21 protein-coding genes are annotated in these 21,697 nt (G+C 69.5%); 17 read left to right on the plus strand and 4 right to left on the minus strand.

Annotation, left to right across the window (positions count from 1 at the left end; genetic code table 11):
- Positions 1-44: 44 nt before the first annotated feature.
- Complete coding sequence (gene coaA / locus M7D61_RS00785) at positions 45-986, minus strand: type I pantothenate kinase (protein WP_298226611.1); 942 nt, start codon at positions 984-986, stop codon at positions 45-47.
- 69 nt (positions 987-1,055) lie between these two features.
- Here coaA and glmS point away from each other — a divergent pair, with 69 nt between their 5' ends.
- The 8 genes from glmS to M7D61_RS00825 are packed head-to-tail and all read left to right on the plus strand — an operon-like array spanning position 1,056 to position 7,387.
- The gene (glmS, locus tag M7D61_RS00790) at positions 1,056-2,894 is read left to right on the plus strand and encodes a glutamine--fructose-6-phosphate transaminase (isomerizing) (RefSeq protein ID WP_298226613.1); all 1,839 of its coding nucleotides are present in this window, start codon (positions 1,056-1,058) and stop codon (positions 2,892-2,894) included.
- A complete protein-coding gene (locus tag M7D61_RS00795) occupies positions 2,894-3,256 on the plus strand; it encodes a holo-ACP synthase (protein WP_298226615.1) in 363 nt (120 codons plus the stop codon). Before glmS ends, M7D61_RS00795 begins: the two co-directional genes overlap by 1 nt.
- Positions 3,249-4,379 carry an alanine racemase gene (alr, locus tag M7D61_RS00800; RefSeq protein WP_298226617.1) on the plus strand — a complete coding sequence of 377 codons (1,131 nt, stop codon included), beginning with the start codon at positions 3,249-3,251 and terminating at the stop codon, positions 4,377-4,379. The genes M7D61_RS00795 and alr overlap by 8 nt, the downstream gene beginning before the upstream one ends.
- A gap of 44 nt (positions 4,380-4,423) precedes the next feature.
- A complete protein-coding gene (gene tsaE / locus M7D61_RS00805) occupies positions 4,424-4,846 on the plus strand; it encodes a tRNA (adenosine(37)-N6)-threonylcarbamoyltransferase complex ATPase subunit type 1 TsaE (RefSeq protein WP_298226754.1) in 423 nt (140 codons plus the stop codon).
- 13 nt (positions 4,847-4,859) lie between these two features.
- Positions 4,860-5,477: a tRNA (adenosine(37)-N6)-threonylcarbamoyltransferase complex dimerization subunit type 1 TsaB gene (gene tsaB / locus M7D61_RS00810; protein ID WP_298226619.1), complete on the plus strand. Its 618-nt coding sequence runs from the start codon at positions 4,860-4,862 to the stop codon at positions 5,475-5,477.
- Positions 5,474-5,926, plus strand: a complete 453-nt coding sequence (rimI, locus tag M7D61_RS00815) for a ribosomal protein S18-alanine N-acetyltransferase (protein WP_298226620.1) — start codon at positions 5,474-5,476, stop codon at positions 5,924-5,926. The genes tsaB and rimI overlap by 4 nt, the downstream gene beginning before the upstream one ends.
- Positions 5,923-6,990 (plus strand): tRNA (adenosine(37)-N6)-threonylcarbamoyltransferase complex transferase subunit TsaD, encoded by a 1,068-nt coding sequence (gene tsaD / locus M7D61_RS00820; RefSeq protein ID WP_298226622.1) that lies wholly within the window; start codon positions 5,923-5,925, stop codon positions 6,988-6,990. Before rimI ends, tsaD begins: the two co-directional genes overlap by 4 nt.
- Before the next feature lie 4 nt (positions 6,991-6,994).
- Entirely contained in the window at positions 6,995-7,387 is a 393-nt protein-coding gene (locus M7D61_RS00825) for a DUF4190 domain-containing protein (protein WP_298226624.1), read from the plus strand.
- Positions 7,388-7,397: 10 nt separating this feature from the next.
- On the opposite strand, the gene M7D61_RS00830 is transcribed toward M7D61_RS00825, so the two are convergent.
- Positions 7,398-8,594, minus strand: a complete 1,197-nt coding sequence (locus tag M7D61_RS00830) for a class I SAM-dependent methyltransferase (RefSeq protein WP_298226626.1) — start codon at positions 8,592-8,594, stop codon at positions 7,398-7,400.
- A 141-nt stretch (positions 8,595-8,735) separates the two neighbouring features.
- On the opposite strand from M7D61_RS00830, the gene groES reads away from it, so the two are divergent.
- The 8 genes from groES (at position 8,736) to guaB (ending at position 17,310) form a co-directional block, all read left to right on the plus strand.
- Positions 8,736-9,032: a co-chaperone GroES gene (gene groES / locus M7D61_RS00835; RefSeq protein WP_298226628.1), complete on the plus strand. Its 297-nt coding sequence runs from the start codon at positions 8,736-8,738 to the stop codon at positions 9,030-9,032.
- Between the two features lie 63 nt (positions 9,033-9,095).
- Positions 9,096-10,004 carry an EamA family transporter RarD gene (gene rarD, locus M7D61_RS00840; RefSeq protein ID WP_298226631.1) on the plus strand — a complete coding sequence of 303 codons (909 nt, stop codon included), beginning with the start codon at positions 9,096-9,098 and terminating at the stop codon, positions 10,002-10,004.
- A 122-nt stretch (positions 10,005-10,126) separates the two neighbouring features.
- Positions 10,127-11,512 (plus strand): ABC transporter substrate-binding protein, encoded by a 1,386-nt coding sequence (locus M7D61_RS00845; protein WP_298226632.1) that lies wholly within the window; start codon positions 10,127-10,129, stop codon positions 11,510-11,512.
- Between the two features lie 95 nt (positions 11,513-11,607).
- The gene (locus M7D61_RS00850; RefSeq protein ID WP_298226633.1) at positions 11,608-12,936 is read left to right on the plus strand and encodes a branched-chain amino acid ABC transporter permease; all 1,329 of its coding nucleotides are present in this window, start codon (positions 11,608-11,610) and stop codon (positions 12,934-12,936) included.
- Between the two features lie 10 nt (positions 12,937-12,946).
- Positions 12,947-13,945, plus strand: a complete 999-nt coding sequence (locus M7D61_RS00855; protein WP_298226635.1) for a branched-chain amino acid ABC transporter permease — start codon at positions 12,947-12,949, stop codon at positions 13,943-13,945.
- A gap of 1 nt (position 13,946) precedes the next feature.
- A complete protein-coding gene (locus M7D61_RS00860) occupies positions 13,947-14,933 on the plus strand; it encodes an ABC transporter ATP-binding protein (protein WP_298226637.1) in 987 nt (328 codons plus the stop codon).
- Positions 14,933-15,694, plus strand: a complete 762-nt coding sequence (locus M7D61_RS00865; RefSeq protein ID WP_298226639.1) for an ABC transporter ATP-binding protein — start codon at positions 14,933-14,935, stop codon at positions 15,692-15,694. Before M7D61_RS00860 ends, M7D61_RS00865 begins: the two co-directional genes overlap by 1 nt.
- A gap of 113 nt (positions 15,695-15,807) precedes the next feature.
- Positions 15,808-17,310: an IMP dehydrogenase gene (gene guaB / locus M7D61_RS00870; protein ID WP_298226641.1), complete on the plus strand. Its 1,503-nt coding sequence runs from the start codon at positions 15,808-15,810 to the stop codon at positions 17,308-17,310.
- A 60-nt stretch (positions 17,311-17,370) separates the two neighbouring features.
- Here the strand turns inward: guaB and M7D61_RS00875 are convergent, their stop codons facing one another.
- On the minus strand, positions 17,371-19,272 hold the full coding sequence (locus M7D61_RS00875; protein ID WP_298226643.1) for an acyltransferase family protein: 1,902 nt from the start codon (positions 19,270-19,272) through the stop codon (positions 17,371-17,373).
- 181 nt (positions 19,273-19,453) lie between these two features.
- Here M7D61_RS00875 and M7D61_RS00880 point away from each other — a divergent pair, with 181 nt between their 5' ends.
- Complete coding sequence (locus tag M7D61_RS00880; RefSeq protein ID WP_298226645.1) at positions 19,454-20,446, plus strand: LLM class F420-dependent oxidoreductase; 993 nt, start codon at positions 19,454-19,456, stop codon at positions 20,444-20,446.
- Positions 20,447-20,480: 34 nt separating this feature from the next.
- Here M7D61_RS00880 and M7D61_RS00885 read toward each other — a convergent pair whose 3' ends face one another.
- A complete protein-coding gene (locus M7D61_RS00885) occupies positions 20,481-21,635 on the minus strand; it encodes an aminotransferase class I/II-fold pyridoxal phosphate-dependent enzyme (RefSeq protein ID WP_298226647.1) in 1,155 nt (384 codons plus the stop codon).
- Positions 21,636-21,697: the final 62 nt, after the last annotated feature.

Raw genomic sequence — 21,697 nt, forward strand, 5'->3', positions numbered from 1 at the left:
GCGACGACCAGCGCCGGGCGGGGACCGGCGCGGCCGCAAGCTCGTCAGAGCTTGCGCAACAGAACAGTGGCGACCGTGTGGTCCGAGGCCTTCCGCAGCACGAGCTTCGCCCGTGAGCGGGTCGGACGGATGTTCGCTTTGAGGTTCGGCTCGTTGATCTCTCCCCAGTAGCCCAACGCGGCCGCCGTGGCCTCCTCCTCAGTGAGGCCGCTGAAGCGGTGGAAGTACGAGGACGGGTCGGTGAACGCGCTCTGCTGGAGCGTCCGGAACCGCTCGACGAACCAGTTCGCGATGTCGCGGGTACGGGCGTCGACGTAGATCGAGAAGTCGAAGAAGTCGCTCACCGAGAGCGATCCGGTCATGGCCGGCTGCAGCACGTTGAGCCCCTCGACGATGAGGACCTCGGGGCGGTGCAGCACGATCTGGGCGTCGGGCACGATGTCGTAGACCACATGCGAGTAGTAGGGCGCGCGCACCTCGGACACGCCGCTCTTCACCTCGGTGAGGAAACGCAGCAGACGACGGCGGTCGTAGGACTCGGGGAATCCCTTGCGGTCGAGGATGCCGCGGCGCTCGAGTTCGGCGTTGGGGTAGAGGAATCCGTCGGTCGTGACGAGCTCGACGCGAGGCGTGCCCTCCCAGCGGCGCAGCAGTTCGCGCAGCACGCGGGACACCGTCGACTTGCCGACCGCGACGGAGCCAGCGACGCCGATGATGAACGGCACCTTCTCGGTGCGCTCGCCGAGGAAGTCGCTCGTCGCGCGATGAAGCTGCTGGGTTCCAGCAGCGTAAAGGTTGAGCAGTCGGGACAGCGGAAGGTAGACCTCGGCGACCTCGCGCATGTCGAGGAAGTCGCCGAGCCCGCGCAGCTGCACGACCTCGATCTCGGTGAGGGGCTGCGGAGTGTTGCGGGCGAGACGGGCCCAGTCGGCGCGATCGAGCGCGACGAAGGGGGTGGCCTGCGCCTGGAGCGCTGAATCGCCCATGAGCCCAATGCTAGGCGCTGCGGCCCGTGCTCCCAGGCAACGGCAGATGCCCGACGTAAACTCGGTCTGGTGTGCGGAATCGTGGGGTACGTCGGCCGCGAGCGTTCCCTCGAGGTGCTGCTCGGGGGCTTGAAACGCGTCGAATACCGGGGTTACGACTCCGCAGGTGTCGCCGTCATCGACCCCTCGGGCGTGCTGCACGCGGCCAAGCGCGCCGGCAAGCTCGGCGTTCTTGAGGACGCGCTGCGGGCGCACCCCATTCCGGATGGAGCGACGGGCATCGCCCACACCCGGTGGGCGACCCATGGTGGCCCCACCGACGGCAACGCGCACCCGCATCTCGGCGATGATGGTCGACTCGCCCTCGTTCACAACGGCATCATCGAGAACTTCACCGAGCTCAAGACCGAACTCCTCGCCGAGGGCTTCGAGTTCGCGAGCGAGACCGACACCGAGGTCGCCGCGGTGCTGCTCGGCCGCGAGTACCGCCGGCTCGGCTCGCTCGTGGAGGCGTTCCGGGCCGTCGTCGGCCGCCTCGAAGGCGCCTTCACGCTGCTCGCGGTGCACCAGGACGAACCCGGCATCGTCGTCGGCGCCCGGCGCAATTCGCCTCTTGTCATCGGGCTCGGCGAGGGCGAGAACTTCCTCGCCTCGGATGTCGCGGCCTTCGTCGAGCACACGCGCAAGGCCGTCGCCATCGGCCAGGACCAGATCGTCGTCATCGCACCGGACTCCGTCACGGTGACGGATTTTGCGGGGAATCCGGCCGAGGTCGAGCCGTTCGATGTGACCTGGGACGCGGCAGCCGCCGATAAGGGCGGCTGGTCGAGCTTCATGCTCAAGGAGATCACCGAAGACCCGACCGCCGTCGCCGACACTCTGCTGGGGCGGGTACACGAGGGCGATGTGCGGATGCCCGAGCTCGACGGGGTGCTCGACGGCGTCGATCGGATCTTCTTCGTCGCCGCAGGGACGGCGGCGCATGCGGGCCGCCTCGGCGTCTACGCGATCGAGAAATGGGCTCGGGTGCCCGTCGACGTCGAGTTCGCCCACGAGTTCCGGTACCGCGATCCGATCCTCACGCCGGGGACGCTCGTCGTGTCGATCAGCCAGTCGGGTGAGACCATGGACACCCTCATGGCGGTGAAGTACGCCAGAGAGCGAGGCGCGCGGACGCTCTCGATCTGCAACACCCAGGGCTCGAGCATCCCGCGCGAGTCCGATGCCGCCCTCTACACGCACGCCGGACCCGAGGTGGCGGTGGCGTCGACGAAAGCATTTGTCGCGCAGATCACCGCGATCTACCTCCTCGGGCTCGAACTCGCCAAGCTGCGCGGCACGCTCACCGCCGCGGAGCGCCAGGCGCTGCTCGTCGAGCTTCAGGCGGTCCCTGGCAAGATGCTGCAGGTGCTCGAGACCCACGAGAGGATCGCGGAGCTCGCGCACTGGATGGCGGACACACGGGCCGTTCTCTTCCTCGGCCGGCACGTCGGCTACCCTGTCGCGCTCGAGGGGGCGCTCAAGCTCAAGGAACTGGCCTACATTCACGCCGAGGGATTCCCGGCGGGCGAGCTCAAGCATGGGCCGATCGCGCTCATCGAGCCCGGTATCCCCGTGTTCGTCGTCGTGCCGAGCCCGCGCGGCGACGCGGAGCTGCACAAGAAGGTCATCTCGAACATCCAGGAGATCCGCGCCAGGGGCGCGCGCGTCATCGCGATCGCCGAGCTCGGCGACGTCGCGGTGCTGCCGTTCGCCGACGAGGTGCTGCCCATTCCGCTCGCCGGCCCGTTCTTCGAGCCGCTGCTCGCCGTCGTTCCGCTGCAGATCTTCGCCCTCGAGCTCGCGAGCGCCAAGGGGCTGGACGTGGACCAGCCTCGCAATCTCGCCAAGAGCGTCACGGTCGAGTAGTGATCGCGGGCATCGGGGTCGACATCGTGGACCTCGCGCGCTTCGAGGAGCAGATCGCGCGGACGCCGAAGCTGCTCGAGCGGCTGTTCGCGGAGAGCGAACGTGCCTTGCCGGTGCGATCCCTCGCGGGGCGATTCGCCGCGAAGGAGGCTCTCGTCAAGGCCCTGGGCCGCCGTGATCAGGGGATGCGCTGGGCCGACATCACCGTCGTCAACAACGAGCACGGCGACCCGGACTTCGAGTTGCGCGGCGACGCGCCTGCGGTGGTCGCCGCGCAGGGCATCCGGAGACTGCACCTCAGCATCACCCACGACGCCGGGGTGGCGTGCGCCTTCGTCGTCGCCGAGGGCGCGGATGCCTGAGCCGGTCTTTCGGGAGGCCGTCATCGACCTCGGTGCCATCGCGGCCAATGTGCGCGCGCTGCGCGCGCTCGTGGGAACCGAGCACCTCATCGCCGTCGTCAAGGCGAACGCGTACGGGCACGGCGCTGTCGCCGCAGCGCGTGCTGCGCTGGCTGGCGGAGCCGACTGGCTTGGAACGGCTGACATCGCCGAAGCGCTCGAGCTGCGCGAGGCGGGCATCGAGGCGCCGATCCTGGCGTGGCTTCACGCCCCGGGCGAGACATTCGCCACCGCGATCGACGCCGGCATCGACGTGGGCCTCTCGTCGCTCGACCAGCTCGAGCAGGTCGCGCGGACCGCGGGCGCAGCGCGACGACCGGCGCGCGTGCAGCTCAAACTCGACACGGGGCTCAGCCGCAACGGATTCCCGCGCGCCGACTGGGAGAGCGCCCTCGCCCGGGCCGCCGAGCTCGGACTCGGCCGCGAGGTCGACGTCGTCGGGCTGTTCACGCACGTCTCCAATGCGACCATCGAGGACGACTCCGAGGCGCTCCGGCGATTCGACGAAGGGATCGCGCTCGCCCGCGAGCTCGGCATCGAGCCCGACCTGGTGCACGCGGCCGCCTCCGCCGCGGCGATCCGGCAACCCGAATCCCGTTACACCGCGGTCCGCCTCGGCATCTCGATCTACGGACTGTCGCCGTTTCCCGCGCAGGCGAGCGCCGCCGACCTCGGGCTGCGCCCCGCGATGACGCTGCGCGGTCGCGTTGCCGCGGTCAAGCGCGTCGCGGCGGGTACCCGCGTCTCGTACGACTACACCTACGAGTGCGAGAAGGACACCACGCTCGCTCTGGTACCGCTCGGCTACGCCGAGGGCGTGCCGCGCGCGGCATCGAATCGGGCCAGGGTCGCCATCGCCGGTGCGACCCATCCCGTGGCGGGGAGGATCGCAATGGACCAGTTCGTCGTCGATGTCGGGGATGCCCCGGTCGCCGTCGGCGACGAGGTCGTGCTCTTCGGCGACGGCGCTCTCGGCGTGCCCACGGCGGAGGACTGGGCCGAGGCGGCCGGAACGATCAACTATGAGATCGTCACACGCGTCGGCGGCCGTGTGGCGCGCAGCTACCGCGGGCTGGAGCCGTGACGGACTCCCTGCTCGGCACCCACTCCGTCGCCACCGCGGCCGAGATGGAGGCGCTGGGCCGCCGTCTCGGCCGGACGCTGGGCGCCGGCGACCTCGTGGTCCTCAGCGGGCCGCTGGGCGCCGGCAAGACCACGCTCACGCGCGGCGTCGGCGAGGCGCTCGGAGTGCGCGCACCCATCACGAGCCCGACCTTCGTCCTCGCCCGCACCCACCCCTCGCTCGTCGGCGGGCCGGCGCTCGTCCACGTCGACGCGTACCGGCTCGCGAGCGCTCGCGAACTCGACGACCTCGACCTCGACTTCGTTGGCTCGGTCGTCGTCGTCGAATGGGGTGCGGGGATGCTCGACGGCATCACCGACGAATGGATCGAGGTGCTCATCGACCGTCCGGCCGGCCAGGCGGCGGGCGCAGCGGTCGAGGTCGGCGGCGACGAACCGCGCACCGTCGCGATCGTGCGGCGCCCCTAGGTAGCGTGGGATCGTGCTGCTCGCGATCGACACCTCCGCCGGGACCTCGGTCGCCGTCGTCGACGGCGGCAGGGTGCTCGCCGAGGTCGGCTCGGCCGAGACCATGCGCCACGCCGAAGTGGTGGGGGATGCCATCGCCGAGGCGCTCGCGGTGTCGGGAATCCCGATCGCGGCCTTCAGCGGGGTCGCGGCCGGTATGGGGCCGGGCCCGTTCACGGGGTTGCGCGTCGGCATCGCCGCCGCGCGGGCCTTCGCCTTCGGCGCGGGCAAGCCGGTCCTGCCGCTCGCCAGCCACGACGCCCTCGCGTTCGAGCGCTACCGCGCCGGCCACGCGGGGCCGCTCCTCGTCGTCACCGACGCTCGGCGCCGCGAGGTGTACTGGAGCCTCTACGGGGGGGTCGACGAGTTCGGCATCCCGCTGCGCAGCGGTGGACCGGGACTCAGCCGGCCCGACGAGCTGCCGCACCGCGATGTGCCGCGGTTCGATGCCGCCGCGTGCTCGGCCGGGTCCCTTGGAGTGCTCGCCGGGCTCACCCACCTGCACCAGCGGGCGTTCGCGAAGGACGAGGCGCTGTACCTGCGCTCGCCGGATGTGACCCCGTCGAATGGACCCAAGCGGGTGACCGGATGACCGCGCTCCGCCCCGCGTCCAGCGCCGACCTCGACGAGATCATGGTCATCGAGAACACGGTGTTCGGCCTCGAAGCCTGGAGCCGCCAGGGGTTCCAGGCCGAATTGGAGAGCGACTTCGGCAACTACCTCGTCGCGGTCGACGACGACGGAGCCGTCATCGGCTACGTCGGACTGCGCGTCGTTCCCGGCAGTGGCGACGGCGACATTCAGACCCTGGCCGTCGCCCAGACCGCTCGCGGCCGCGGGCTGGGCCGCGGCCTGCTCGAGGCCGCGCACGAGCGCGCCGCCGAGCTGGGGGTCCGGCAGATGTTCCTCGACGTGCGCGTCGACAACGCGGTGGCGCAGAGCCTCTACCGCTCCCTCGGCTACGAGGTCGTCGGCACCCGGCCCGGCTACTACCAGCCGTCGAACACGGATGCCTACACGATGAAAGCGACATTGCGGTGAGCGAATCTGATCCGCTCGTGCTCGGCATCGAGACGAGCTGCGACGAAACGGGTGTCGGCATCGTGCGCGGCACCCGGCTGCTCGCCAACGCGATCGCCTCGAGCATGGACGAGCACGCCCGCTACGGCGGCGTCGTCCCCGAGGTCGCCGCCCGTGCGCACCTCGAAGCCCTGATCCCGACGCTGAAGGAGGCGCTGGCGACGGCATCCGTCGACCTCGCCGACCTCGACGCGATCGCCGTGACGAGCGGTCCGGGACTCGCCGGCGCGCTCATGGTCGGCGTCGGCGCGGCGAAGGCGCTCGCCGTCGCCCTCGACACCCCGCTCTACGCGGTCAACCACCTGGTGGGGCACGTCGGCGCCGACGTCCTCGATGCCGGCGGTGGCCCGGGCCACGCGATCGACGCGCCGACCATCGCGCTGCTCGTCTCAGGCGGCCACACCAGCCTGCTGCACGTGCGCGATCTGGTCAGCGATGTCGAACTGCTCGGTGAGACCATCGACGATGCGGCGGGGGAGGCCTTCGACAAGGTCGCGCGCGTCCTCGGCCTGCCCTACCCCGGCGGACCGCAGATCGACCGCGCGGCGCAGGGCGGCGACCCGGCGGCGATCCGCTTCCCGCGCGGGCTCAGCCTGCCGAAGGACCTCGAGAGGCACCGCTACGACTTCTCGTTCTCGGGACTCAAGACCGCCGTCGCGCGCTGGGTGGAGCAGCGCGAGGATGCCGGCGAGAGCGTTCCGGTGGCCGACGTGGCGGCGAGCTTCCGCGAGGCCGTCGCCGATGTCCTCATCTCCAAGGCCGTCGCCGCCTGTCTCGATCGCGGTGTGCCGCGCCTGCTCCTCGGGGGTGGCGTCGCCGCCAACGCCCGGGTGCGCGAGCTCGCACAGCAGCGCGCGGACGCTGCCGGGCTGACCCTGCGCATCCCGCACCTTTCGCTGTGCACGGACAACGGGGCGATGATCGCTGCGCTTGGTGCGCAGCTCGTCATGGCCGGGCACGCGCCGTCGACCCTCTCGTTCGGCGCGGATTCGACCTTGCCTGTCACCGAGATCCAGGTACGGTAAGAGGGTGTCTGACTCGGATCAGCCGCCGCAGTTCCCCGCGTACTCGCCGCCGCCGTATGGCCCGCCGGGCGGGTATCCGCCGCCGCCCGGGTTCTATGGGCCGCGCACCAACCCGCTGGCGGTGATCTCGTTCATCGCTTCGCTCGTCGGGGTCGTCGGCCTCATTCCTATCGCGGCACCTATCGCGGGCGTCATCCTCGGGCATCTCAGCCTCTCCCAGATTCAGCGCACCGGCGAGGGCGGCAGGGGGCTCGCACTCGCGGGCGTCATCATCGGCTACGCCGCGATTGCCCTGGGGATCATCGGGATCTTCCTGCTGCTCTTCGCGTTCGCGGTGTGGATCCCGTGGGCTGCCCTGGAGTCGCCGGGGCCCCCTCCGAACTACGCCACCCCGTAGCAGCCCTCGGTCAGACCCGCGCGACGAGCAGTGCGGTATGCCGTCCGGCGACGCGGGTGAGAATGATCGTCGCGGGCAGGGTGCCGCGCAGCCTGAGGCGCTGCCGCAGCACCGCCGGATCGACGTCGACACCGCGCTTCTTGATCTCGAGAGGCCCGACGCCGCGCGCGCGCAGAGCAGCTCCGAGAGCCTTTTCGGCGAAGGGCAGCTCCTCGACTACCCGGAAAGCTGTGGCGAACGGCGTCGCAGCGAGCGTCTCGCCGCTGAGGTAGGCGATGCCCGCGCCGACCGGGTGGGCGTCGAGCCGGCGCGCCAGATCGCCGATGAGACGGGCGCGGATGACGGCGCCGTCGGGTTCGTACACATACCCGCCGAGCGCGCCGACCTCCTCATCGGGGGCGTCGCTCGCGCCGGTGAGCTCGCTCGCGCCGGATCCCGCCACGACGAGCGCCGCCCGCTTCACACCGCCTCGTGCCAGCGCCCCGAACCAGAGCCCGAGCTCGACGACGGAGCCGTCGACGGATACCCACTGGGCCTCGGCATCCGCCGGGATGGCGTCCCGGTCGAAGGCCGGCCCGAGCTTGACCCCGGTGGGGACGCGCGTGGCGGTGGCGAACACCGAGCCGAGCGCGGGGGAGTAATCGGATGGATCGGTCAACCGTCGGGTGTCGGTGTGCCCGGCGGTGCGCCGGGCCGGGTCGAAGAACACGCCGTCGACCCGCGCGAGGTCGAAGTCGGCAGTGTCGCCGTGCTCGACGACAGCGTTCTCGAAGGGAGCGAGGTTGTACGCCGCGATGGCGGCGGTGACCTCGTCGCGTTCCACCGCGATGACGGAGAGTCCGAGCGCCGCCATCGCGAGCGCGTCGCCTCCGATGCCGCAGCCGAGATCCGCCACGCGTGACAGGCCGGCTGAGCGGAAGCGCGCGGCGTGGCGGCCGGCGACCGCGAGCCTGGTGGCCTGCTCGAGGCCGGTGTCGGTGAAGAGCATCCGTGCGGCGAACTCGCCGAACTTTCCGTGCGGCCCACCCGCCTTGGCGCGCAGCTTCGCCTGGGTGAGAACAGCTGCCACGAGGCCTGGCGGATGTCCGGCGGTGCGCAGCGCGGAGACGAGCTTCACGACATCGGCTTGCGACGAGTAGGGTGGCAGCTCGTCGAGCAGGTCGAGGCCGGTCGGGCTCAGCAGCTCGACGAGCTCATCGCGATCCATCCGACCGCCTCACCTGATGACGTCAACGTTTGGCACTCGCGTTGCGGGAGTGCCAGTCCTCGGCCTACACTCGCTTTAGCACTCTCCATGCGAGTGTGCTAACCCGTGTCTTGAAGTACACCGTACAAGAAAGAGGTCACCGTGTCGGTCTCCATCAAGCCGCTCGAAGATCGCATCGTTGTGAAGCAGGTCGAGGCAGAGACGACCACCGCGTCGGGTCTCGTTATCCCCGACACCGCCAAAGAGAAGCCGCAGGAGGGCGAGGTCGTCGCCGTCGGCCCCGGCCGCATCGACGACAACGGCAACCGCGTTCCGCTCGACGTCGCCGTCGGCGACAAGGTCATCTACTCGCGCTACGGCGGCACCGAGGTCAAGTACGGCGGTGACGACCTGCTGGTCCTCTCAGCCCGCGACGTGCTCGCCATCGTCGTCCACTAGCCGCATCACGCTGCGAAACGCTTCAGGCCCGGGCCATGCGCCCGGGCCTGAAGCGTTTTGGGGATGCCCTCCGACCTGACCTCTCAACGTCGTCCGGGAATCGCGTACGGCCTCGGCGCGTACTTCCTCTGGGGTCTGCTGCCGATCTACTTGCAGCTGCTCGCCCCCGCGGGCGCGTTCGAGATCGTCGCCTGGCGGGTTCTTTGGTCGATCGTGCTCTGCGCGGGGCTGCTCACCGTCACCCGCACCTGGGGCAGCTTCTTCGCCGTCTGGCGCACGCCCAGGCTCTTCGGCCTGCTCGCCGCCGCGGCCGCCATCGTCTTTGTCAACTGGCAGGTGTACGTCTACGCCTCGACAACGGGCAAGGTCACCGAGGCGGCGATGGGTTACTTCATCAACCCGCTCGTCACGATCGTCCTCGGAGTCGTCTTCCTCGGCGAGCGCCTGCGCCGCCTGCAGTGGCTCGCCGTCTCGATCGGCCTCGTCGCCGTGGCCGCGCTCGTCGTCGCCTACGGGCAGTTCCCCTGGATCGCGCTGTCGCTCGCCTTCTCGTTCGGGTTTTACGGATTGCTCAAGAGCAAGGTCGGCGCCAGCGTCGACGCCGTTTCGGGCCTGCTCGTCGAGACGGTGTGGCTCGCCCCGGTGGCCGCCGGGGTGCTGGGCCTCATCGCGGCGTTCGGCGGCGGCGTGACCTTCGGCACGGCGGGGGTTTGGCACGCGGTGCTGCTCATGCTCGCCGGCCCGGTGACGGCCGTCCCGCTCTTGCTCTTCGCCGCGTCGGCGCGCCGCATCCCGCTGGTGTGGACCGGTCTCATCCAGTATCTGACGCCGATCATGCAGCTGCTCGTCGGCGTGCTCCTCCTCCACGAGCCGATGTCGGCGGCTCGCTGGACCGGCTTCGCGCTGGTGTGGGTCGCGCTCGTCTTCATCACGACGGATGCCGCGACGGCGAGCCGGAAAGTCACAACTTAGCCTCACATGACCAGCTGTTACACGATGTCATGCGACCGAAACATAACGTGAGTAACTTGCGAAGAACCGGCGGATGCACCCCGCCTTCCTGCCCATCAATCACATGAAAGGCTCCCCCCAACGTGAGTACTCTCTCCTCGCGCGGCAAGGCGGTGGCCGGCGCAGCCGGTGCCGTCGCCCTTGCGCTCTTCCTGGCGGCGTGTTCGTCGTCGCCGTCGTCCTCGTCCCCCTCGGGGTCGACCGGCGCTGCCGGCGCTGCCCTTCCGGCCGCCTCGGCCCCCGCGGCCGGCGAGGACTCGTCGACCAACTTCGTGCTCGGCACGTTCCTCCCGCTGACCGGCCAGCTGGCCTCGCTCGGCCCGGCCGCCGTCGCCGGAGCCGGCGAAGCCTTGTCGGAGATCAACGCGGCCGGCGGCGTCAACGGCAAGCCGGCCCGGGTCATCTCGGTCGACTCGGGCGACGCGACGGCGTTGCAGACCATCGCCGAGCCGAACATCAAGAAGCTCATCAGCTCGAAGGTCTCCGCCATCCTCGGTGCCGAGTCCTCGGGCGTGACGCTTGACGTGCTGCCGACGGTCGACGCGGCGGGCATCGTCATGTTCTCGCCGGCGAACACCTCGGACGCTCTGACCGGCGCCTCGAAGTGGTACTTCCGCGACCCGGTGCCGAACTCGGTCGAGGGCAACGTCCTCGGCGCGCAGATCGTCGCCGACGGCCACACCAAGATCGCCATCCTGACCGCGAGCGAGGCCTACACGACGAACCTCCGCGACGCGATCCAGAAGGTCCTCGAGTCCAACGGCGCGTCGGTCACCTACGGCGGCACCGGAAAGAACCAGGAGTTCTCGCAGACCGAGACGAACTTCGCCCCGATCGTGTCGGCAGCGCTCGCCACGAAGCCGGACGCCATCGTCATCGACGCTGAGGCGCAGACGACGCAGATCCTCCCGGCGCTCGCGTCGGCCGGGTTCGCCTTCAAGAACGCGTACTTCATCGATGGCAACCTGTCGTCCTACGACAAGACGGTCGGCAACCTCGCGGGTGCTCAGGGCACGGCACAGGGCATCAACCCGACGTCGGACTTCCAGACCCTTCTCAACAACTGGTACAAGGCCAATGAGAACGGCGCGACGATCGACAAGGGCTTCGTCTACGCTCCGGAGTCCTACGACGCGACGATCATCCTGGCCCTCGCGGCGGACGAAGCGGGTTCGAACAACCCGGCCGACTTCGTCAAGTACATCCTTCCGATCACGGGTGCGCAGGATGCCTTCACCAAGAACGGCGTGACTCCGACGGTGACGCCGGCGACGGGCCTCACCGATGTGAAGACCTACGCCGATGGCCTTGCGGCCATCAAGGCCGGCAAGCAGGTCCACTACATCGGTGTCACCGGCATCGGCCCGCTCAACTCGGGTCACGACCCGTCGAGCGGCTACGTGACGCTGTACAAGTTCGACAGCACGAACACGCCGCAGCCGGTGACCTCGGTCAACAGCGCGAAGTAACACGAACCACTGAGCGACGAACCACTGAGCGACACGGGGCGGGGGTCGGCTGGCATGGCCGGCCCCCGCCCCGTGTCCTGAAAGGCCCGTATTCATTGCGAAACCTCAGCACCAGCCTGCTGCGACGCGGGATCGTCGCAGCGGCCGTGGGCATCGCGCTCGTACTCGGCTTCGCGACGGCCTCGTTCGCCGCAGGGGGCGTCACCGCCGGTGCCAGCTGCCAGCCGGATCCCACCACCGCCTGCATCCAGGGCACCCTGCGCGACGACAACGGCAACGCGGTCGCCGGAGTCAAGGTGACCGCCACCGACCCCAGCGGGGCGAGCGCGTCCGTCACCACCGACGCGACGGGCGTCTTCAAATTCGCCGGCACCGCCGCCGGCGACTACCGGATCGCCATCGACCCGGCGACGCTGCCGAGCGGCGTCACCATCGCCTCACCGACGACGACGGCGAAGAACGTCCAGCTCGGCGCGCTGAAACCGGTCATCATCGCGCTCGCCGGCCACGGCACGGGCTCGCAGTCGAACGACATCGGGCCCTCGACGACCGGACAGCTCGTCTGGCAGGCGTTCACCCAGGGCCTGCTGCTCGGCCTGCTGCTCGCGCTCGCCTCCATCGGGCTCTCGCTCGTCTACGGCACGACGGGGATCTCCAACTTCGCCCACGGCGAGCAGGTGACGCTCGGTGGCTTCATGGCGTACATCTTCTCGTTGCAGCTCGGGTGGAACTTCGTCCTCGCCTCCCTCATGGCGGTCGTCGTCGGAGCCGCCAGCGGCTATGTCCAGGATCTCGCGATCTGGGCTCCCCTCAGACGCAAGGGCATCGGAATCAGCCAGCTGATGCTGGTGTCCATCGGGCTCTCGTTCGCCCTGCAGTACCTGTACCAGTTCTTCTTCGGAGCGCTGCCGCTTCCCGTGACGGCCGACATCCAGCAGATCGGCGGCCCGCTCTACCTGACGCCGTCCGGCTACTGGTCGATGGGGGTCTCCATCGTCGTGCTCGTCCTCGTGGGGCTCGCTCTCACCCGCACCCGCATCGGCCGCGCTACGCGTGCCGTCGCCGACAACCCGGCGCTGGCCGCGGCATCCGGAATCGACAACAACCGGATCATCCGCCTGGTGTGGACGGTGTCGATGGGACTCGCCGCGCTGTCCGGCGCGCTGTACGCCCTCGTGAACAACGGCATCAACTGGTCGACCGGCCTCAGCATCCTGCTGCTCATGTTCGCCGCCGTCACACTGGGCGGTATCGGCACCGCCTTCGGTGCTCTGGTCGGCTCCCTCATCATCGGCATCGTGGTGCAGATGACCGGCATCATCCTGCCGGGTGATCTCAAGTACGCGACCGCGCTTCTCGTGCTCATCGTGATCCTCATCTTCCGGCCGCAGGGCATCCTCGGCCGCAGTCAGCGGGTCGGCTAAGGGAGGCACCATGGACTTCGGACAATTCCTCGTACAGCTGCTCACCGATGCCGGCGGCTCGCTGGTCTCCGCGGTCACCGCGGCCTTCGTGCTGGCCGCGATCGGCCTCAACCTGCACTTCGGCTATACGGGCCTCATCAACATCGGCCAGGCGGGCTTCATGCTGCTCGGCGCCTACGGCTTCGCCATCACCGTGGAGTATTCGGGCGACTTCTGGCTCGGCCTGCTCGTGGCCATCGTCGTGGCGATCATCGCGGCACTCATCCTGGGCCTTCCGACCCTGCGGTTGCGCGGCGACTACTTCTCCATCGTGACCATCGCGTTCGCCGAGATCATCCGCATGATCGGCGACAGCCCGGCACTGCAGAGCCTCACCGGCGGCCCGGTCGGCATCCAGGGATTCAAGTTCCAGGGTCCGTTCGTCGCGCTCTCGCCGCTTCCGCACGAGGGCACGCTCAGCCTCGGCCCACTGACGGCTCCCTACACGGGCGGCGACAGCTGGTGGCTGCGCATCGTCTCCTGGGGCGCCGTCGTCATCATCGCGCTCATTGCGCTGCTCCTCGTCAAGAGCCCGTGGGGCCGCGTGCTGCGCGGTATTCGTGAGGACGAGGATGCCGTGCGCAGCCTCGGCAAGAACGTCAACCTCGTCAAGATGCAGAGCCTCATCATCGGCGCCGTCTTCGGCGCGCTGGGTGGAGTGTTCTACGTGCTCTCCGGCTCGGTCCAGGCCGACGGCCTGGGGCGCTCGCAGACCTTCCTCATCTACACGTGTCTCCTGCTCGGCGGCGCGGCGACGGTGTTCGGCCCGATCCTCGGATCACTGCTCTACTTCGTCTTCACCACGATCCTCACTGATGTCGTCACGACGTACGTTCCGCACACCGTGATGAACGTGACTCAGATTCCGCAGTTCGTGTGGATCCTCGTCGGCGTCGGACTCATGCTGCTCGTCATCTTCAGACCGCAGGGCATCCTGGGAAACAAGCGGGAGCTGAACTTCATTGGCTGACATGACCGACTACCCCTACGACCGGACTGCGCTGCGCGCGGAACTCGCGACGGTCGACGAACTGCCCGGTTCGGCAAAACCCGAGCCGATCCTCATCGTCGACCGCATCACCAGGCGCTTCGGCGGTATCACCGCCGTCGACGTGGAGCACCTCGAGGTGCAGCGCGGGGCGATCACGGCGCTCATCGGCCCCAACGGCGCGGGCAAGACGACGTTCTTCAACATCATCACCGGATTCGACTCTCCGAGCGCCAAGGAGGCGCGCTGGCGCTTCCAGGGGGAGACGATCGCCTCGGCGAGCTCGTTCAAGGTGGCGCGCGCGGGGATGGTGCGCACGTTCCAGCTCACCAAGGCGTTGTCTGCGATGACCGTACTCGACAACATGCTGCTCGGCTCGCAGGCGCAGGCCGGCGAGCGCCTGCTGAGGTCGGTGTTCTGGCCGAGCTGGACGGGCCGCGAGAAGCAGCTCGTCGAGAAGGCGGACGAGCTGCTCGAACGCTTCACGCTGCACGACAAGCGCGAGGACTACGCGGGGTCGCTCTCGGGCGGCCAGCGCAAGCTCCTCGAGATGGCCCGCGCGCTCATGAGCGACCCGGCGATGATCATGCTCGACGAGCCGATGGCCGGGGTCAACCCGGCGCTCACGCAGTCACTGCTCGGCCACATCCAGGATCTTCGCGATCGGGGCACGACCGTGCTCTTCGTCGAGCACGACATGCACATGGTCCAGCACATCTCCGACTGGGTGGTCGTCATGGCCGAGGGCAAGATCGTGGCGGAGGGTCGGCCGGGCAGCGTCATGAAGAACCAGGCCGTCATCGACGCCTACCTCGGGTCGCATCACGACCAGGATCTCGGCGACGACGCCCTGCTCGAGGAGGATTTCGACGAGCTGGCGAAAGTCGAAGAGACCGAGCGCGAGGTCGAAGAGGAGAAGCTCGAGGAGTACGTGGAAGCGGTCCGCGAGGCAGAAGGCGAGGAGAACTGATGGTCGCCTACACCGGTGGCGGCGCGCCCGTGATCGACGCCCAGGAGCTCGTGGCCGGGTACCTGCCGGGCGTCAACATCCTCGATCGGAGCAGCCTGCAGGCCTATCCCGGCGAACTCATCGGCATCATCGGCCCGAATGGGGCCGGCAAGTCGACGCTGCTCAAAGCGCTGTTCGGCCTCGTGCCGGTCCGCTCGGGGACGGTGACGCTGAACGGCCAGGACATCACCAATCTCAAGGCGAACAAGCTCGTCGAGGCCGGCGTCGGTTTCGTGCCCCAGACCGACAACGTCTTCCCCGGCCTCACCATCGAGGAGAACCTGCAGATGGGCCTCTATCTGCGCCCGCACAAGCTGAAGGAGCGGCTCGAGGTCATCTACGACCTCTTCCCGATCCTCGGCGAGCGGCGTCGGCTGCGCGCGGGCGGGCTCTCCGGAGGCGAGCGGCAGTCGCTCGCCATGGCGCGCGCGCTCATGATGGAGCCGAGCGTGCTGCTGCTCGATGAACCATCCGCCGGTCTGTCCCCGGTTCGTCAGGACGAGGCGTTCATCCGCATCCGCAAGATCAACCGCACCGGTGTGACGGTCGTCATGGTCGAGCAGAACGCGCGCCGCTGCCTGCAGATCTGCGACCGCGGCTACGTCCTCGACCAGGGCCGCAACTCGTACACCGGCACTGGGCGGGAGCTCGCCGACGATCCCAAGGTCATCGAGCTCTATCTCGGCACGCTTGCCGCCGATGTGGACGCGGCTAGGGAGTAGCCGGCGCGAGGGCAGGCGGCGCCGGGCGCGATCCCCGTGAACCGGGGCGCAATCCGGACAGAAGGATGCGTTCGCATGAAATAGATCCGAAGGAGCCCACGTTACGATGAGCTATGGAAGAGCGTGACCCCTTCGGACTCCTCGGTCTCACCTACGACGACGTGATGCTCCTGCCCGGAGCGACCGATGTCATCCCCAGCGAGGCGGACACCGCATCCCGCCTCACCAAGCGCATCTCGGTGCATGCGCCGCTGCTGTCGGCCGCGATGGACACCGTGACAGAGGGACGCATGGCGATCGCCATGGCCCGCAGCGGCGGCATCGGCATCGTGCACCGCAACATGTCGATCGACGACCAGGCCGCGATCATCGACAAGGTCAAGCGCTCCGAGTCCGGCATGATCACGAACCCCGTGACGACCACCGCCGCCGCGACCGTCGCCGAGGTCGACAAGCTCTGCCGCGACTTCCGCATTTCCGGTCTGCCCGTCGTGTCCGACGACGGCACCCTCGTCGGCATCGTCACCAACCGCGACATGCGCTTCGTCTCCCCGTTCGAGGCCGAATCGGTGCGCGTCGGCGACATCATGACGAAGGCGCCGCTCGTCACGGCCCCGGTCGGCATCGACCCCGACCATGCCCTCGCACTGCTCTCGCAGCACAAGATCGAGAAGCTTCCGCTGGTGGACGAGTCCGGCAAGCTTCGGGGGCTCATCACCGTCAAGGACTTCGACAAGAGCGAGAAGTACCCGCTCGCCACCAAGGACGAGGCCGGCCGACTGCGCGTGGGCGCTGGGATCGGATTCTTCGGCGACGCGTGGGATCGCGCGAAGGCCCTCGTCGACGCGGGTGTCGACGTCATCGTCGTCGACACCGCCAACGGCGAGAGCCGCGGCGAGCTCGACATCATCGCGCGCATCAAGTCCGACCCCGCCTTCGCGGGCGTCGACGTCATCGGCGGCAACGTCGCCACCCGCTCCGGCGCCCAGGCGCTCATCGACGCGGGCGCGGACGCCGTCAAGGTGGGCGTCGGCCCGGGCTCGATCTGCACCACCCGAGTCGTCGCCGGCGTCGGCGTGCCCCAGGTCACCGCGGTATACGAGGCCTCTCTCGCTGCGCGCGCGGCGGGCGTCCCGCTCATCGCCGACGGCGGTCTGCAGTATTCGGGCGACATCGGGAAAGCGCTCGTCGCGGGCGCTGACACGGTCATGCTCGGCTCGCTGCTTGCGGGCACCGACGAGGCCCCGGGCGAGCTCATCTACGTCAATGGCAAGCAGTTCAAGGCCTACCGCGGCATGGGTTCGCTGGGTGCGTTGCAGACCCGCGGCGAGAAGACGTCGTACTCGCGCGACCGCTACTTCCAGGCCGACGTGCCGAGCGACGACCAGCTCATCGCCGAGGGCATCGAGGGCAAGGTGCCCTACAAGGGCGGCGTCGGCTCCGTCGTATACCAGCTGCTCGGTGGACTGCGGCAGACGATGTTCTACGTCGGCGCGCGCACGGTTCCCGAACTCAAAGAGCGGGGCCGCTTCGTCCGGATCACTGCGGCAGGCCTCAAGGAGAGCCATCCGCACGACATCCAGATGGTCGTCGAGGCTCCCAACTACAGCAGATAGCGCGCGCCGCAGCACAGGGCCGGCAGCCCAGGGGCCGCGGAAGACTCGGAAACGGGGCGTCTACGAGTCCTTCAGCGCAGCTTTCACAATCGACGCATAGAGCTCGCCCCCCGTCGGCCCGGGATGGATCTCGTCCGGCCCGAGCAGGTCGGTGCGCTTCGCGATGGCGTCGTGCCAGTCGACGAGCACAGCGTGCTTGTCGTGCTCGACGAACGAGGTGAGCAGCGCGTTGTCGGGCTCTTCCCACTGCCGGTCGACGAACAGGTTGACGAAGACGAGCAGGCGGTGAGGACCGGCGATCTTCCGGAGCTGCGCGAGGGTGCCCGGGGTGATGAATCCGTTCGTCCCCAGGCCGATGAGGATGACGGGACGGAGGCCGCCGGATGCCTGCTGCTGGAGCACCGCGGGCGCGGTGTACGGCTGGCGCGAGACGGCGGCATCGATGCGGATGCCGGGGAAGGCGCCGAGCAGCCCACGGGCCGCCGCGAGCATGACCGAGTCGCCGATCGCCGTGATCTGCGAACCCTTCGGCGCACGCCAGTTCATCGCCGGCCGCGCGGGCTGGGGAGCGGGCCTGGGCGCAGGCGTCGGTGCCGTCGGTGTCGTCGGTGCCGGATGCGTGATCGGCACGGCTGTCGCCGTGATGAGATCGGGCAGCGTCTCGGGTGCGGCCATGAGCGCGCTGGGAGCCGGCACCGCGGTGTCGGCCGATGCCGCCTGGATCGCGGTGAGACCGTCGTCGACCTGCTGCTGCGCGGCCGTCTGGCTCGGGGCGGCCGCGCAGGTGAGCAGCGTGGCCGTGCAGGCGACGGCGAGCGCGAGGGCGCCGACCGCGATCGCGGGCTGGTTGCGACGGGCAGGCGCGTCGGCGACACGGCGGTAGGCCTGGCGGAATCCGCCGCGGAGGATCGGCTGCTCGACGAAGGTGAACGACAGCGCTGCCGCGGCCACGGTGAGCGCGAGTGCTAGGGCGCCAGGCAGCCAGGCCGACACACCGGCGTCGCCGGGCAGCGCTGTCTGCGCGAGCAGAAGCACTGGCCAGTGCCAAAGGTAGAGGCCGTAGGAGCGCTCGCCGATCCAGCGCAGCGGCGCCCAGGCGAGCGCAGTCGAGACGGCGCCGGCCCCGCGCGACATCGCGGCGACGAGGGCCACCGCGAGCAGTGTCGCGAACGGGGTCGCAGTGGCGAGGCCGGCAGGGTCACCACCCGAGAGCACCGCGAGGGCGGCCAGCCCGGCGAGGGCGACGGGTGCGACGGCCGACCAGATCCAGCGCTCGGCGCGCGAGGCACCATCGCGGCCGCTCAGCGCGAAGGCGAGGGCGCCGCCGGCGAGCAGGCCGAAAGCGTGGCTGTCCGAGCCGTAGTAGGCGCGGCCCGAGTCGCCGAGGACGAGCGCGTAGAGCAGCATGGCCGCGACGGACGCGAGCGCGCCGGCGGTGACGACGCCCACCCGCACCCCCCGGCGGCGCAGCAGCAGGATGGCGACGACGAGCAGCGGCCAGAGCAGGTAGAACTGCTCCTCGATGGCGAGCGACCAGAGGTTCTGGAAGAGCGGCGGAGCGCTCTGCGCGAAGTAGCCGTTGTCCTGGCCGATGAGGAGCCAGTTGCTGAAGAATCCGGCGGCGGCGAGCACCTGGTAGCCGAAGTGCACCGTCGGGTCGCCCGCGATGACGAGCGCCGCCGTGCCGCAGCACAGCACGAGCAGCCCGAGCGCGGGCAGGAGACGCCGGGCGCGGCGCACCCAGAACCGGCGCAGCGCGCCCGCGGCGAGCGCGCCAGGGCGCAGCAGACCGCCGGTGATGAGGAATCCGCTGAGGACGAAGAACACGTCGACGCCGATGAAGCCCGCGGGCAGCGCCTGAGGGGCGTAGTGGAAGGCGATGACCGCCATCACCGCCAGAGCTCGGATGCCGTCGAACGCGCCCACTCGGGCGGGGGAGGCGGCAGAACGTGGTGCGGTCATGGCAGGCGGAGCAGTTGTCGGAGGTGGGCGGTTTCCATCCCAGTCGCTTGTCGGGGCAGGGTCAAATCCGGCGCGGCGTGTTGCGGATCTTCCGTGGCAATTCGACCGCCGCCTGTCGCGGGGCGCGCGACCGGTCCACTGGATCGATCGCCTTGGCGCACCGCGCGCATACGATTCGACTATGCGCGCAGGAATCTTCGTCCCTCAGGGCTGGCGTCACGACCTCGTCGGCATCGACCCCGCCGAGCAGTGGCAGACGATGCACTCGCTCGCCGCCCGCGCCGACGCGAACCCGCTGTGGGAGTCCATCTGGGTCAACGACCACTTCCACACCGTGCCCGTGCCGAGCGACCAGGCGACCCACGAGGCGTGGACCCTCATGGCGGCCTTCGCCGCGTCCACTTCGCGGGTGCGGCTGGGGCAGATGTGCACCTGCATCCAGTACCGCGAGCCGACCTATCTTGCCAAGGTGGCGACCACCGTCGACATCGTCTCGGGCGGCCGCGTCGAGATGGGCATCGGGGCCGGCTGGTACGAGCACGAGTGGCGCGCCTACGGCTACGGGTTCCCCCAGGCGCCGGAGCGTCTCGTCGCGCTGCGCGAGGGCGTCGAGATCATGCACCAGGCCTGGACGACCGGAACCGCGACTTTCCACGGCACCCGCTACGACGTCGACGGCGCGCTGTTCTACCCGCAGCCGCTGCAGAAGCCCGGCATCCCGTTCTGGATCGCGGGCGGCGGCGAGAAGGTCACTCTGAAGATCGCCGCGAAGTATGCGAGCTACACCAACTTCGACGGCTCGCCCGAGGGCTTTGCGGCCAAGAGCGTGATCCTCAGGGCGCACTGCGACGCGCTCGGCACTGACTTCGACGCCATCGTGCGCAGCGCGAACTACAACGTGCTCGTCGTCGAGAAGGAATCCGATCTCGATGCCGCCCGCCAGCGCCTCGACGCCCGGGTGCGGCCCTATCTCGGCGACCGGGCGGACGGCTTCGTCGCCGAGTATCGGCCGGAGCGCTCGCTCGCCGTGGGCACCCCGGCGCAGATCGTCGACCGGTTGCAGCGCATGCAGGAGCTGGGCCTCGGCTACGGGATCTTCTACTTCCCGAACGCCGCCTACGACACCACCGAGATCGAGCTCTTCGAGCGCGAGGTGCTGCCGCAGCTCTCCTGAAGGGCCGACTTGTCCCGCGCGCGGAGCGCCAGCCCTAGACGAGCGCGGCGACGCGCTGAATCGCCTCGGTGAGCACCTCGGGCGCACAGGCGAGGTTGATGCGGACGTGGCCGCGGCCTTGGGCCCCGAAACCGCCGCCGGCCGAGAGGGCGATGCGCGCCTTCGAGAGGATGACCTTCGCCGGGTCGTCGGTGAGCTGCTCCTCGTAGGCGCCGAGGTCGACCCAGGCGAGGTAGCTCGCCTTCGGCTGACGGTACTTCGCCAGCGGCAGATGCTCCTCGAGCAGGGTCGTGAGCAGCAGACGGTTGTCCTCGATCGCCGCGACGACGCCCGCGAGATAGTCGTCGCCGTCGGCGTAGCCCGCCGCCGTCGCGAGCCGCCCGAAATGCCCGGTGCGGGAGCGCACCTCGCCCCACAGTCCGCGCACGACCGCGGTCATCCGATCGCCCTCGGTGACGAAGAGCGCGCACTTGAGCCCCGCGAGGTTGAACGCCTTGCTCGCCGAGTGCGCGGCGATGGCGTGCTCGGCGGCATCCGGCACGCTGAGGTAGGGAGTGAAGACCGCGTCGCCATGCACCAGCGGGGCGTGGATCTCATCGGAGACGACGAACGCGCCGTAGCGTTCCACGATCTCCGCGAGGGCGGTGAGCTGCTCGCGCGAGTGCACGAGGCCGAGGGGGTTGTGCGGATTGCACAGCAGCACGCCCTTCGCACCCCAGGCGATCGCGCGCTCGATGCCCTCGAGGTCGAGAGACCACCGGGTTCCGGAATCCACCAGTGGCACCTCGACGACTTTGCCGCCTGCCTCGGGGATGAGGTCGAAGAAGGGCGGGTAGACCGGCGGGGTGATGATGACGCCGTCGCCGGGCTCGATGAGCGCGCGCAGCGACTCCACGATGACGACGCTGACGTCGGTGGTGGTGAGGGTGCGGCGGGGGTTGACCTGCCAGCCCCAGTGCCGCGCGGTGAAGCCGGCGAATGCGTCGGCGACGTCGGTGGTGCGCCCGACGTAGCCGGTGTCGTTCCGGTCGACGGCGGCATGCAGGGCGGAGGCGATGGCCGGGGCGAGCGGGTAGTCCGTCTCGGCGACCCAGAGGGGCAGGACATCCGGCGGGTACGTTGTCCACTTGGAGCTGCGGCGCTGCCGCAGCTTCTCCAAAGGCTCCGCCTGCGCCTTCTCAATCGCCATGTCCACGACTCTACGTGCGCTCCTGCTTGGTCCGAGTAGCGTGGAGCATGCACCGTGACGCG

The sequence above is a fragment of the Gryllotalpicola sp. genome (genome assembly GCF_027352875.1).
Lineage (GTDB): Bacteria > Actinomycetota > Actinomycetes > Actinomycetales > Microbacteriaceae > Gryllotalpicola.

Excerpts from the sequence above, each read along its gene's own strand:
- tsaE (WP_298226754.1), top strand. The coding sequence starts at position 4,424 with ATGGAGGCGCTGGGCCGCCGTCTCGGCCGGACGCTGGGCGCCGGCGAC.
- M7D61_RS00855 (WP_298226635.1), top strand. The coding sequence starts at position 12,947 with ATGGACTTCGGACAATTCCTCGTACAGCTGCTCACCGATGCCGGCGGC.
- M7D61_RS00885 (WP_298226647.1), bottom strand. The coding sequence starts at position 21,635 with ATGGCGATTGAGAAGGCGCAGGCGGAGCCTTTGGAGAAGCTGCGGCAG.
- guaB (WP_298226641.1), top strand. The coding sequence starts at position 15,808 with ATGGAAGAGCGTGACCCCTTCGGACTCCTCGGTCTCACCTACGACGAC.
- alr (WP_298226617.1), top strand. The coding sequence starts at position 3,249 with ATGCCTGAGCCGGTCTTTCGGGAGGCCGTCATCGACCTCGGTGCCATC.
- M7D61_RS00860 (WP_298226637.1), top strand. The coding sequence starts at position 13,947 with ATGACCGACTACCCCTACGACCGGACTGCGCTGCGCGCGGAACTCGCG.
- rimI (WP_298226620.1), top strand. The coding sequence starts at position 5,474 with ATGACCGCGCTCCGCCCCGCGTCCAGCGCCGACCTCGACGAGATCATG.
- M7D61_RS00880 (WP_298226645.1), top strand. The coding sequence starts at position 19,454 with ATGCGCGCAGGAATCTTCGTCCCTCAGGGCTGGCGTCACGACCTCGTC.
- rarD (WP_298226631.1), top strand. The coding sequence starts at position 9,096 with ATGCCCTCCGACCTGACCTCTCAACGTCGTCCGGGAATCGCGTACGGC.
- M7D61_RS00830 (WP_298226626.1), bottom strand. The coding sequence starts at position 8,594 with ATGGATCGCGATGAGCTCGTCGAGCTGCTGAGCCCGACCGGCCTCGAC.
- coaA (WP_298226611.1), bottom strand. The coding sequence starts at position 986 with ATGGGCGATTCAGCGCTCCAGGCGCAGGCCACCCCCTTCGTCGCGCTC.
- M7D61_RS00875 (WP_298226643.1), bottom strand. The coding sequence starts at position 19,272 with ATGACCGCACCACGTTCTGCCGCCTCCCCCGCCCGAGTGGGCGCGTTC.
- M7D61_RS00865 (WP_298226639.1), top strand. The coding sequence starts at position 14,933 with ATGGTCGCCTACACCGGTGGCGGCGCGCCCGTGATCGACGCCCAGGAG.